This window comes from Nocardia sp. CA-119907, assembly GCF_050955995.1.
Lineage (GTDB): Bacteria > Actinomycetota > Actinomycetes > Mycobacteriales > Mycobacteriaceae > Nocardia.
Map to the genome: position 1 here is coordinate 7,816,885 of NZ_CP192091.1, position 12,341 is coordinate 7,829,225.

The window sequence follows — 12,341 nt, forward strand, 5'->3', positions numbered from 1 at the left end:
GAGCGATGGCGCCGTGTTCGTTGCCGAAACCAGCGCGAGTTACAAGACCGACAGGTCGGTATTGGCACCACACAGCACGATCACGGGCCGCTCCCCCTCGGCAGGCACATACGCACCGCTCTGCACGGCGGCCAGCGCGGTCGCCCCTGTCAGTTCCACGACGATCCGAAACTCCCGCCACAGATATTCACGAGCCGTCGCAATCGCGTCATCGGTCACCAATAGCGACCGCACGTCATAGCGCCGCGCGATATCCAACGCGATATCCCCGATCCGATTGGCCCCAAAGGACTCCGCCGCAATGCTGGCGACATTCACATCCACCGGCCGCTGCGCGTGCAATGCGGCGTTCAGCGTCGCGATACCCTCCGGTTCGACCCCGACCACCTGCTGCCGCCGCCCGAGCGCCGCCGCGATCCCGGCGACCAGCCCGCCGCCACCGACCGCGACCAGCACCGGCGGCCGCCCACGCACCTGCTCCTCCAGCTCCAGCCCCACCACACCCGCACCGGCGACCACCGCGGGCAGGTCGTAGGCGTGCAATTGCATGGCGCCCCGCTCGTTCGCGAGCTCGGTCGCGTAGCGGTAGGCCTCGGCGTAAGTCGTTCCGTGCCAGAGCACTTCGGCACCGTAGGACCACATCGCGGCCACCTTGGTATGCGGTGCCGACTCCGGGACCACCACGGTGCACAGCTTGCTGAGGCGAGCGGAGGCCAGCGCGGCCGCGATCCCGGCGTTCCCGCCCGAGGCGATGACCACCTGATCGACCTGTTCGGCCGACTCCAATAGCGCGTTGAAGCTGCCGCGCACCTTGAATGTCCCGCCGTGCTGCAGGTACTCGAGCTTGAGCGTGACCGGGACGGGCCCGTTCGGTCCCACGACCGAGGTATGGAATACCGGCGTCTTGCGCACCTGTCCGGCCAGCCGTCTGCGCGCCGCGCGCACATCGGATCTATACACCCGTCGGGCGTGCCTGTTCTCCACCACCGCGGTACCCCGCTCACTCACGCTTGCACCTCGATGGAACTCAATGACGTATTCCTCGATCACGCTTGGCCAATTCGGCGAACATGGCATTGTGGGCGGCCAACTCCGCGTCATGGTCGCGGTCGGCGGCCCGATCGGTTCGCTTCGCGAGTTTGGCGTCGCTGCGCGACCACTGGATGAGCAGTGCCAGCATCACCACCACCAACGGCACCTCACCGCTCGCCCATGCGAGGCTACCGCCGGTGCGCTGGTCACCGAGCAGGTCGTTGTTCCAGCCGAGGGCGAGGCTGCGGAAGAACCACCCGCCCATCACCGTGGTCATGCTCATCAGCGCGATGCCGAAGAAAGCGTGGAAGGGCAGCGAGCCGAATACCATGCCGAGTTTGGTCAGCGGCTGCACCTGACGCGGCTTCGGGTCGATGCCGATCACCACCCAATAGAACAGATAGCCGCTGAGCAGGAAGTGCAGGTTCATCATCAGATGCGCGGCATGGGAATCGACGAACGTGTCGTAGATACCGCCCATGTACAGCGCGTAGAACCCGCCGACGAAGATCACCGACGCGACGATCGGATGGGTCAGAAAGCGCGAGACCGGGTTGTGCACCGCCGCCAGAATCCATTCCCGAGGACCGGGTATGCCGTTGCGGCCGGCCGCCGGCAGGGCCCGCAGCGCCAAGGTGACCGCACCACCGAGCGCGAACAGGATCGGCGCCAGCATCGATAACGCCATGTGCTGTCCCATGTGCACGCTGAAGACCGCTGGCGCATACCGCCCGACCCCTGACGAGGTGGCGAAGAGCAGGATCGCGCAGGCCGACAACCAGGCAATGGTCCGCCCGATCGGCCAGGCGTCCCCGCGCGCACGCAACCGCCGCACCCCCATCAGGTACAGCACCGCAAGCACGATGGCCAGCGTGCCGAAGATCAAGTCGAAGCGCCAGTCGAACAGCAGTCGCGACACCGATGGCGGACCGTCCAGGTTGTAGCCGAGCTCGACCTCGGTGGGTGTCGGCACGCTGGTCGGCGGTGGCGGCGGCGTTCGCCCCAACCCCACGGCCAGCCCCATGGTGGCCGCGAAGATCAGCGCTTCCACACCACCGAATCGGATGAGCGCGGCGCGGTCGCGCGGGTTCGCGGCGAGTGCGGGCAGACTGGCGCGACGCTGCAGATATCCGACCCCGCCGAGCACCGCGAGCGCGCACGCCTTGGCGATCACCAGTCGGCCGTAGGTGGTGGTGAACAGATCGCTCCATGGCACCCGCACCCAGGAGTTGATCACGCCGCTGACGCCGATTACGACGAAGGCAATTGTGGCGGTCAGCGAGAATCGCCGGGCGGCGATATCGGTGTGCCCGCCGCCGCGCATCGCGTACGCGAGCACCGCGAACAATCCACCGACCCAGACCGCGGCGGAAACCAGGTGCAGGATGAGACTGTTGGTCGCCAGGTCGTGCGCACCGCCCGCGGACGAATGCCCGGTCAGCGCCAGCGGCATCATCGTGACGACCGCACCGCCGAACAGCACCGGAGTCCACCCCCAGCGCAGCGCGAGTCGGCAACCGACCGCGACGATGAGCGCGAAGACCACCGTCGTGCGCCACGCCTGGGCCAGATCCACTTGACCGATCGCGCGCCACAACTGCTCCGGCCGCCAGATCTGACTCACCGGCTGCCCGGTGGTATCCGACACCGTCAGCGGTATCAGCAGCGCCGCACAGCAGGCCCAGCTCACGGCGAAGTTCGAGGCGCGCCGAACCGCGCGATACCCGCCGACATCGAGTAGGCCGTTCGCCTGCGGCGGCACCAGGAACGCGGCGAACAGCAGCGAGCCGACGGTCAATGCGGCGGACAGATCGGCGAGCGCCCGCAGCGCGGGCAGACCATAGGTGGTCAGCGGTCCGGGATCCGGAATGCCGAGCAGGGTCAACGCCTGTGCCGCCGACAGTCCGACGATCATCGCGGCGACCACCGCCGCGATCGCACCGGCCAGCACCATCATGGTCGCGAAGGTCGCCGCGGAGCCCGATTTACCCGTTTCGAGATCAGGTGCGACGGACGGGTCCTGCGGTGACGACATGGGACTGAGCGTAGTCGGCCGTTAATGCGTGGCCCGGTGGGGTTTGGGCCGATATGGTGGCTAACGGATCGGAGGTGCGATGTCGATCATCCCGCGACTCGCTCGGCCCATGCGCCGCAGGTGGCTGAAATGTTGCTAATGCTAAGAACCTAGCCATCTGGACGGTCGCTATACTTGCCCTGCTGGACAGCACGGCCAATGTCGGCCATCGTGGAACCCACTGCCTCCGTAGCTCAGTTGGATAGAGCAAGGGCCTTCTAATCCCTAGGTCGCAGGTTCGATTCCTGCCGGGGGCACCACACAGTACTGCGACCCGCTGACCAGCGGGAGCGCAGTTCCGTGGTGTGAGTATCCACGCGGTTGGCTCCGTAAACGCCGGATTCGAGATCTGATTCGGCCCTCGGACCTGAGGGGTGATCGTGAGAAGTTGCCCAGAATGTTGCGGTGCCGCTCAGAGTCCTCTCTGCTCGCCGAGGGACGCGATCGGTTCCTCGCGTGGAGATCACGCCCGCTACGGGTCGGTCGACGCGTTCTGCGTTGCTGCACCGGCTGCCCGACGACCCATCGACCAGATCCCGGCGCGGAGTGCATGACTCGCGCTGCCGGGTGGTCGACACCGGCTATGGCAACTCTGACACCCACACTCTGTCCCGCGTCGGCGCAGATCAGGGGTACGAAGGACGGCTGAGCCCTGTGGCCCGATCGTTCGGTACGCGGCAAGGAAATACGTTCTGCGCGTGAGGGTCTGGACGAAGAACGCATAAGCGGTTTCGCGTCGTGGCTGGAGATCACACGCGGGTCGCCAGCCACACGGTCACGGCTGCTGCGAGAAGAAGTGTGATGTTGAGGCCGATTTGTCGGTCTTTACCGGTCAGGTGGACCGGGATCGCGCCGAGTTGTAGGAGTGCGAAACCGATGGCCGCGGCGACCGCGAGCCGCGGCGCGAGGCTGGTCAGTGGTGGGAGGATCAGCCCGAGCGCGCCGAGTACTTCGAGCACGCCGAGGGCCCGGACGGCGGGTAGCGGTATGCGGTCCACCCAGGCCATCATGGGCCGGAGTTGATCCCGGCTTCGGGTGATCTTCAGCGCACCTGCACAGAGGTAGAACAGGGCGAGCAGGCCGGCAACGATCCAATACGCGATATTCACGATTCCATCCAGCGGTGAGGGATGCGGGCCGCGGCGCAGCGCGTCTCCGGCCCGCTCGGGTTCAGGCGAGGTCGGTGGCGGGCTCGGTGGCGTAGTGGCTCATCGCGTCGATGTTCACCTGCGGTGTCAGTTCCCGGCCGCCGGCGACCACGTCCTGGAGGTCGCGGAAGTACTGCACATATAGGTCGGGTGTGAAGGTGCTGAGCATGACGGCCGGCTCGCCGGTGATGTTGGCGAAGGTGTGCGGGGCCCCAGGTGGGACCATCACCAGCGTGCCCGCTGTCGCGTCGTAGTCGGTGTCGCCGACAGTGAACCGCACCGCGCCGGAGATGATGTAGAAGCCTTCGTCGTGCTGGGCATGCCGGTGCTGCGGCGGTCCCGGAGTGTACGGGGCCAAGACGGATTCGGCGATCCCGAGACGGTGCCCGGTATTGCTACCGTCCTCGAGAACACGCATTCGGGTGGCACCCAACATGATCGTCTCACCCTCGCCGGGACGCACTACCGAAACTGTTGCACCGGAGTTCTTTTCGTCGCTGTTCGCTTCGTCGGTCATGTTTCGATTGCACCGCCCGGATGTCAGGGCTGTCCAAGACCTGTTCTGTGATGCCGATACCGAACGGGTATCGTGCCAGCGTGGAGCTACGCACGCTGCGTTACTTCGTAGCCGTCGCCGAGGAACGCCATTTCGGTCGCGCCGCGGCCCGACTGCACATGAGCCAACCGCCGCTCAGCCGCGCCATCCAGCAACTGGAGTCGGAGGTCGGCGCCGCTCTTTTCGACCGATCGCCCACCGGAGTCGGTCTCACCCGGGTCGGGGCGGTGCTGCTCGACGAGGCACGCGCTCTGCTCGATCACGTCGACCGCGTCAGCACACGGGTGGCCGCCGCCGCCGGAAACACGAACCTCACCATCGGCATTCTGGGCGACGCCACCGACCCCGGCATCACCAGGCTGGCCGCCGCCTACCGCCGCAAGCACCCCGAGATCGACATCCGCATTCGCGATACCGACCTCACCGACCCCACCTGCGGGGTGAAGGCCGGACTGGTCGACGTCGCCGTGACCCGTGCACCGTTCAACGACACCGCCCTGATCGTGCGTGAACTGCGCACCGACCCGGTCGGGGCGGTACTGCGCGCCGACGATCCGCTGGCCCATCGCGACCACCTGAAGCTGGCCGACCTGGCCAGCCGTCGCTGGTTCCAGTTCCCCGACGGCACCGACCCCATCTGGCAGACCTATTGGAACGGCGGCGAACCGCGCGAAGGCCCGGTGGTGCGGGTCGTCCAGGAATGTATGCAGGCGGTGCTCTGGAACGGCACCGTCGGCATCACTCCGCTCGGGCACACCGCGCCCGAGGGATTGGCCGTGGTCCCGCTCATCGATATGGCGCCGAGCAGGGTGGTGGTGGTCTGGAACGAGGGCGACACCAACCCGTTGATCCGATCCTTCGTGCAAACAGCAACGGCCGCATACAGCGATCCCCTACCACCGGTAGCGAATCCGACGCCAACCCTCGGCGGCGATGGACGCAGCAGGTGAACCCCGGCCCCGGCCGTGAATACGACCCGGCCGGCCACGAGCCCCACCCGAGACGAGGCGAACCCATCAGGGCATTCGAAGCGTCAGCGAGACGCCCGTCCCGGGCCGTGGTGACTCTGGCTGGTGGTGGTCTCGTCCACGAACGCGTGCATCTAGGGCAACCCTCGGCCTTCCTCTGCGCTTGGCGTCCGGCGCGCTATTTCGTCGGAGCAAGCGTAGGACCCATGCCGAAGGTGTTTATGCATCGTTCAGAGCCTCGTCCCGCGTGTCGAGAATTTATCGATTTGTGGACACTTACGCGCTGAGGAATTCCCTCCGGTTGGATGAACTACTGGGTGGTGAAGGGCGGTTTCTAGCAGAATCGAGCGATGTCCGGGAGGGTGAGCGCCCTTGGCGCACAGGCACGTACGACAACGACTGCGCTGCACGCGATTGAGCAGGGACTCACACACTGCGGCTCGCTCGCATTGCGTCTACGCGACGCTGCGGCAGCACCCGGTGGAGTGACGGTATTCGAGATCTGCGGTATTCGAGGGGCACTGGCCCAGCCCGAGGGCCTTGGCCGACGAGTGCGACGGAGGGACTCCTAGCCTCGACTGAGGCTAGGACAGCGTCTGTGGACATCGACATTCGCCTGTAGAACGCCCTGTAATCAGCGTAAGGCGTTTTGTGTCAAGCGATTCGGTCGGTGCCCAGGTCTGTCGTGTCCCTGCATAGCGGTAATGGGTTGGTTGCCCTGCAGCGTGTAATCGGGATGTGGTGACGACAGGTCGGGGCTGCCCAGGATTACAGGCGAGATCACGAGTGTCTCGATGCCGAGTAGGGCTCCGCCCCCGACCGACCGCTCAATGCGCCGCCCTCAGGCGGCGGTTGAGGTCATCGGAGGTTTGAATCGGCCGTGAGTGGCGATCTCCGCATCACGTTCGCAGATCATTGAGGTCTTCCGCGCGGCGCGACCGGGCGGTCATCGCCGGTTGCACACACGAACGACATGCCTCGGTCCGCAGCCAACTGCCCGAGCACCCGCCAACGATGACCAGTCGGTTCACACGCCACGCTCACTCCAGCAAACCCCGCTAGAGCGGCATGATCTGCAGCCCAGTCCAGCGCGGCACCCAGGTCCCAGGCGCGACATCGGAATGTTCTGCGCGCCAGCACCTTCGAATCATGATCGGTGACAACGACCATCTGTTTGCGTTCGGCCAGGTCGATCCCGACGATCGCGTTGCTCGCCGGAATCAACTCTCGCAACCGAGCCAGACGCACGTTTCGGTTGCGATCACCCCGGGACACGCCCACTACCGTTACCCATAGAACGTCCTCCTACCGCGACGGGACACCAAGCCCAACAAGCGCATCAGGAGGACGTTCCCCACGTCCAGACACCCGAGGCACAGAACGTCTTTCTCGAATACAGGGCGCAGCGACCCGACCTCCAGGCAAGCAGATCGCAAAGGCCATCATCGGATGCTGATCCGCCGGCGTATCGAGGTCGTGTCCGACATTCAGCAAGACCGCCGTCGTCGTCATCACCGCGAAGTCCGCCGGGCGCAAGGTCTTCGGCCTCGCCACCACAGACGTCCGTCTCGCTTGACCTCTTGCGCGTCAGTCCGGCAGCCAGTGCAGCTCGTGCGCCAGGGTTTTGGCGACGGTACGGATGCGGCGGTGTAGTGGTGACTGCACGCGCGGGAGGACCAGGTGGATCGTCAAGGTGGGTGCGCCCCGCAGCGGTCGCCATGTGAGACCGGCCGGTGATGCCGTGACCGCGGCTTCACCGGCCGGGGCGAGGGTGAGCCCGTCGCGTAAGTCGCGCTGAGATATGTCGAAAGAGACTGCGGGCGTGTGGAATCGGGGGTTCGGCCGGATGTCGCGGAACAGTGCGGACAGCTGATCGTGGATCACGGGGTTGGCCGTACGGTCGGGGAGTCGCAGCGGATACGCGGCCGCATCGGCGATCTCGATCTCCGGGTGTTCGGCCAGCGGATGATGCTGTGCCATTTGGACCCCGACGCGCATACGCCGCAGCAGGAACCGGCGCACGCCACGACCCGGCTGTTCACCGCGGGTGATCCCGGCATCGATGCGGCCGTCGGCGACCGCGGGGGAGATCTCCGGTGTCGCCATCGGGACCGCGCCGACCTCGAGTCCAGGGCTGCTGCGAATGAGCCTGTCCACCAGGGCCGGTGCCGTCTCGGCCCCGGCGCTGAGGCTGTATCCGATGCGCAGCGTGCCCAGTTCACCGGCCCCCGCATTCCGGGCGGTGTCCCATGCCCGGTCCAGCGCCGCCAGCGCGGGCGGCGCGGACTCCGCCAAAGCCGCACCGGCCGTGGTCAATACGACGCTACGCGTGTTGCGGACCAGCAGGCTCGTGCCGAGTTCCGCCTCCAATCGGCGCATCCGGGCGCTGAGTGCGGGCTGTGCGATACCGATCCGTGCGGCCGCGCGGGTGAAGTTCAACTCCTGCGCCAGCACCAGAAAGTACCGCAGGCTCACCGTATCCGGCGCCACATGCCCTCCCTGTCGATTGATAACGATCCGTTCTGAGCCTATCCCGTTCCGGTCTTTCCCTCGACCACACATCAAGCCCTAACCTGCGCATATGACGATTCAACCGACCGCGGTACTGGATATCGCACTCACACACACCGACCCTGATCTGGACGGAGGTCGTCATGCATAAGTTGTTGGTTCTGTATCCCAAGCCCGCCGACCCTGACCACTTCCGCGACTACTACGTGACCAAACACCTTCCGCTGGTGATGGAGATGCCCGGCCTGCTTGCGTGGCGCTACAGCTTCGACGTGGCGGCGACCAACGGGGAAGCACCGTATTTCGTGGTCTTCGAAGGCGACTTCGCTGACGCCGCCGCCCTGGCCGCGGCTCGGGCGTCGGCGCAAGGCCAGCGGGCGGCCGCCGATGTCGTCAACTACGCCACCGGCGGCGTGGTCGTCATCGACTATCCGGTGCAGGAAGGCACCGTCTGAGGCAGGACGGTACGCTCCGGGACGCGTTCGGTCGGCCGTGGCGGCCAGGTCCGGCTCTCGGCGGAACCCCGTTCCCGGTTGCCGGTTCGTTGAGCGTCAAAGGTGGGCCGATGTCCTGGCCGGATGTCACGGTGGTCGATGCGTGCGTGCGGCGCGACGGCCGGGGCGGCAGCCCCACGGCCGCCACCGACGACGACCCGGCGGCGACGGACGCGGACCGGCGTGCGGTCGCTGCTGCGGCCGGCACCTCGCACGCGGCGTTCCTCGGCCCGGGGCGGACGCCGGACGGCGGCTGGCCGGTCCGGTTCTTCACCGCCACCGCCGAACTGTCCGGCTGCGGCCACGGCACCGTTGCCGCGCAGGCCGTCCGGTTGACCCGCACCGCGCTGGGCGAGCTGAACGACCGCCAACACACCGGCGGGCGCACGTTCGACACCGTCGCGATCCGCCGCCCCGCCGGCATCGAGGTGTGGTTCGACCAGGGCCTCGTCGCGCTGCGTCACCCGGCACCGGACGAGCGCTCCGAATCAGCACGCGCTGTCGGGCGCACTCATTGCGGGCCGGCGGAATGCGATGACGACGGCTCGGTGTGGCCGAGTCTTGCGGCGAGCCGGGTGAGCCGTATTCGCGCGACCGAGCGGTAGGCCGGCGCGAGCACCGCGGCGAGCGGACCTTCGTGACCGAATGCGTGCTCGACTTCTGTTGCGGCACCGTGGGGTTGGATGTGCCAGCTGCCGAGTTCGGTGAATCCCGGCACGCTCCAGCGGGTGTCGATTCGGCCGGGTTCGATGCGGACGTAGTCGAAGGTTCCGGAGAGTCCTGGGCGCACGGTCAACCGATAGGGTTCGCCGGTCACCGCCTCCGGTCGGCCGTCAATTCGAAGAAAGGCCGAGTTCCATTCGGGTAGCGACAGCGGGTCGAGGAGCACGGCTCGCACTTGGTCCGGAGTCGCTGCGACACGCATCCGTGCGGCTTGTTCGCTGCTCATGATGTCGCCTGCGTCCGGATGGCGACCGGCGGGTTCGACAAAGCACGCGCCAGTCGCGCGCTCACGCCCGGATCGTGAGCGGGCAGGATGACGAGTCCGGGCAGTGCCGTGCGGAGTTCGTTCACCAGGTCTGCCGAGGTTCGCATCTGCCGCTTGTCGCCGACTCCCGGCAGATGGCCTTCGGCGAGTAGGCGGTCGTCGTAGGTGAGGTCACCGACCATCAGCAGTGGATGCTGCCCGGGGCGACGCACCAGCATCGACAGCGATCCCGGGGTGTGGCCGGGTGTGCGCAGCAGCACCAGACTGCCGTCACCGAACAGATCGTGTCCGCGCTCGAAGGGGCGGATGGCGGGATCGGCCAAACCTTCCGGTTCCACCTGCTTCCAGCGCAGGCCGGGCAGGTCGATGTGGGTCGGCATCAGTCCTCGGGCCTCGGGGAGAGGTTTGCGTAGGGAGTCCCACTCGATCCGGTCGATCACGATGTCCGAGCGACCGAGTTCGGGAAGCCCGCCGATGTGGTCCTGATGCAGATGCGACAGCACAGCGGTATGGACGTCGCCGAGCGTGTGCCCGAGGCGGCGGACTCCGGCCGAAAGCGTCTGCGCCGGTTCGATATCGAACTTGGCGAGCCGGGAGTAGACCAGACCGTTCAGCCCACCCGGGAAGTAATCGGGGTCGGTGACCGAAGCTCGGTCCTGGCCGGTGTCGAACAGGACCAGGCCGTCTCGGTGCTCGATGACGAAGACATTGATCGGCCTCGGGTCGGTCCATCGGCGTGCGGTGAACAGCCAAACATAGGTGTTCTTCCGCGTCGGTCCGACATGTTCGGGGCGGATGGCAACCGTGCCGGTGCTGATGACCGACACGCGTGAGATGGGGTCCGAGACGGTGTTCATGGCGTTGCTCCTCATAGTAGATGTCGTGTAACTAGATTACACGACATCTACTGTCGAGCAATAGGTGCCGTGTAATGTTTCAGGTGGCGGTCGTACGTGGGAGCAGGAGCAGTGGTGGGGACGAGGCGAGTGCGGTGAGGACCGCGGAAGAGTTGCGGTATCTGATTCTGGCGATCCAGCGAGAAGGCAACCGGCAGCTGGCAGCACAGTTGCGACCGCTGGGGGTGACTCCATCTCAGGCAGAAGTGCTGCGCGTTCTCGACGACTTCGGACCGCTGACACTGGTCGGCCTCGGGGAGCTACTCGTGTGTGAAACCACGACGAGCCCGAGCAGGCTCGTCGACCGGCTGACGGCTCAGGGACTGGTGGAGCGCGAGGTGAGCCCCGGCGACCGGAGATTCGTCTCGCTCACCCTCACCCCGGACGGACGCCGGGTCGCACGCCAGATCGCCGCCGTCGAGAGTGCGCTGTACGAGCAGCTGGATCAGCTGACCGCCGGGCAGCCCATAGAACCGACCCTGCGCGTATTGCGCGGGCTCGCCGACGGGTCATCCGCAGGCGAGGCATTAGCCCGACGCCGCGAGGCAGCCATACCGAAATGAGTCTCGGGCTCCGGCCCCGAGGAAGACTGGTCGAGCCGCTCGAACGGCCTCCACCACAGGCGCAGTGCCGGGCCGCCAGGACGGCTCGGATTCCGGCGGATTTCGATTTGAATGCCGGATCGCGACACTTCCGCACCGGTCCGCGGTGGCCAATTCCCGCGTGGACAGACACGCGCCGGAAACCGTTGCGCCAACAGCGCATCGAATGCCCGAGCGCACTCGGCGGAATCCAGCACATGCCACCGAGCGCACGACCGGACCGCCACACGAGTCGACAGAATTTCTCGACCATTGCGAAATGCATGTGCAGCCATAGTAGGCTGGCTTTAATAGGATTCGGCGGCATAGACTATCCGAATTAGCATTCGAAGAAAATATCCGCATCTACGTTAAGGATGGCTCATGGCCAAGAAAGTAACCGTCACGGTGGTCGACGACTACGACGGCACATCGAAGGCGGACGAGACCATTCGCTTTTCCCTCGACAACGTGATCTACGAGATCGATCTGTCGACCAAGAACGCGGGCAAGTTGCGTGCCACCCTGGAGCCGTGGACGGAAAACGCTCGTCGCACCGGTCGGGTGACCAAGTCACGTGCCGTGGGCAAGGGCCTGGGTTCGACGGTCGACCGGGACCAATCGCTGGCGATCCGTGAATGGGCCCGCAAGAACGGCCACAAGGTATCGGCCCGCGGCCGAATCTCCGCCGACGTGGTAGCCGCCTACAACAGCGCACAGAAGTAGCAAATCCCCACATCACTGGTGTTGTCGATACCGAGGAAGCCGATCGCAGGCGCCGACAAAAGGTGCTGACGCCCGCCCTCGTATATCGATGGCTTCCTCGAGCGGCGAATGAATGCCGCCCGAAGAAGCCGACGCGCACCACGCGCACCGGCACAGTATTGCCGGTAGCTCCCATTCGACCAGTCCGTCGATCTTGATCTACTGATATAGATGCGATGCACATATTGCACCGAATCCATCGCGTTCGGCGTTTCCGATTCGCTATGCGGCAATCCCCATTTCCCCTGGCGAACGAATGGACCCCCGGCGGAAAGTTGCCTCACCGGCACGCCCGAGAACAGCCGCTCGTGCCGATTACCGAACGCTC

The 12,341-nt window shown here is 66.0% G+C and carries 12 protein-coding genes and 1 tRNA gene; 6 read left to right on the plus strand and 7 right to left on the minus strand.

Features of this window, described 5'->3' with window-relative positions; translation table 11 throughout:
• Positions 1-39: 39 nt before the first annotated feature.
• Positions 40-1,008 (minus strand): threonine/serine dehydratase, encoded by a 969-nt coding sequence (locus tag ACQP2D_RS35130; protein ID WP_433680229.1) that lies wholly within the window; start codon positions 1,006-1,008, stop codon positions 40-42.
• A 19-nt stretch (positions 1,009-1,027) separates the two neighbouring features.
• Positions 1,028-3,067 carry a cytochrome c oxidase assembly protein gene (locus ACQP2D_RS35135; protein WP_433680230.1) on the minus strand — a complete coding sequence of 680 codons (2,040 nt, stop codon included), beginning with the start codon at positions 3,065-3,067 and terminating at the stop codon, positions 1,028-1,030.
• A 222-nt stretch (positions 3,068-3,289) separates the two neighbouring features.
• Between ACQP2D_RS35135 and ACQP2D_RS35140 the strand changes: the two genes are divergently transcribed.
• Positions 3,290-3,366, plus strand: a tRNA-Arg gene (locus ACQP2D_RS35140).
• Positions 3,367-3,855: 489 nt separating this feature from the next.
• Here the strand turns inward: ACQP2D_RS35140 and ACQP2D_RS35145 are convergent.
• Positions 3,856-4,215, minus strand: coding sequence for a DoxX family protein (locus tag ACQP2D_RS35145; RefSeq protein WP_433680232.1), 360 nt, complete (start codon positions 4,213-4,215; stop codon positions 3,856-3,858).
• A 61-nt stretch (positions 4,216-4,276) separates the two neighbouring features.
• The gene (locus tag ACQP2D_RS35150; RefSeq protein WP_433680233.1) at positions 4,277-4,771 is read right to left on the minus strand and encodes a cupin domain-containing protein; all 495 of its coding nucleotides are present in this window, start codon (positions 4,769-4,771) and stop codon (positions 4,277-4,279) included.
• Positions 4,772-4,851: 80 nt separating this feature from the next.
• Here ACQP2D_RS35150 and ACQP2D_RS35155 point away from each other — a divergent pair, with 80 nt between their 5' ends.
• Positions 4,852-5,760, plus strand: coding sequence for a LysR family transcriptional regulator (locus tag ACQP2D_RS35155; RefSeq protein WP_433680234.1), 909 nt, complete (start codon positions 4,852-4,854; stop codon positions 5,758-5,760).
• 1,605 nt (positions 5,761-7,365) lie between these two features.
• Here ACQP2D_RS35155 and ACQP2D_RS35160 read toward each other — a convergent pair.
• Entirely contained in the window at positions 7,366-8,268 is a 903-nt protein-coding gene (locus ACQP2D_RS35160) for a LysR family transcriptional regulator (RefSeq protein WP_433680235.1), read from the minus strand.
• Between the two features lie 164 nt (positions 8,269-8,432).
• Here ACQP2D_RS35160 and ACQP2D_RS35165 point away from each other — a divergent pair, with 164 nt between their 5' ends.
• The gene (locus ACQP2D_RS35165; RefSeq protein WP_433680237.1) at positions 8,433-8,744 is read left to right on the plus strand and encodes an EthD family reductase; all 312 of its coding nucleotides are present in this window, start codon (positions 8,433-8,435) and stop codon (positions 8,742-8,744) included.
• Positions 8,745-8,854: 110 nt separating this feature from the next.
• Positions 8,855-9,388: a PhzF family phenazine biosynthesis protein gene (locus ACQP2D_RS35170; RefSeq protein ID WP_433680238.1), complete on the plus strand. Its 534-nt coding sequence runs from the start codon at positions 8,855-8,857 to the stop codon at positions 9,386-9,388.
• Here the strand turns inward: ACQP2D_RS35170 and ACQP2D_RS35175 are convergent.
• Positions 9,295-9,732 (minus strand): SRPBCC family protein, encoded by a 438-nt coding sequence (locus ACQP2D_RS35175; protein ID WP_433680239.1) that lies wholly within the window; start codon positions 9,730-9,732, stop codon positions 9,295-9,297. The genes ACQP2D_RS35170 and ACQP2D_RS35175 overlap by 94 nt on opposite strands.
• Positions 9,729-10,628 carry an N-acyl homoserine lactonase family protein gene (locus ACQP2D_RS35180; RefSeq protein ID WP_433680240.1) on the minus strand — a complete coding sequence of 300 codons (900 nt, stop codon included), beginning with the start codon at positions 10,626-10,628 and terminating at the stop codon, positions 9,729-9,731. Before ACQP2D_RS35180 ends, ACQP2D_RS35175 begins: the two co-directional genes overlap by 4 nt.
• A gap of 134 nt (positions 10,629-10,762) precedes the next feature.
• On the opposite strand from ACQP2D_RS35180, the gene ACQP2D_RS35185 reads away from it, so the two are divergent.
• Positions 10,763-11,230, plus strand: coding sequence for a MarR family winged helix-turn-helix transcriptional regulator (locus ACQP2D_RS35185; RefSeq protein WP_433680241.1), 468 nt, complete (start codon positions 10,763-10,765; stop codon positions 11,228-11,230).
• Between the two features lie 402 nt (positions 11,231-11,632).
• Positions 11,633-11,974 (plus strand): histone-like nucleoid-structuring protein Lsr2, encoded by a 342-nt coding sequence (locus ACQP2D_RS35190; protein WP_433680242.1) that lies wholly within the window; start codon positions 11,633-11,635, stop codon positions 11,972-11,974.
• Positions 11,975-12,341: the final 367 nt, after the last annotated feature.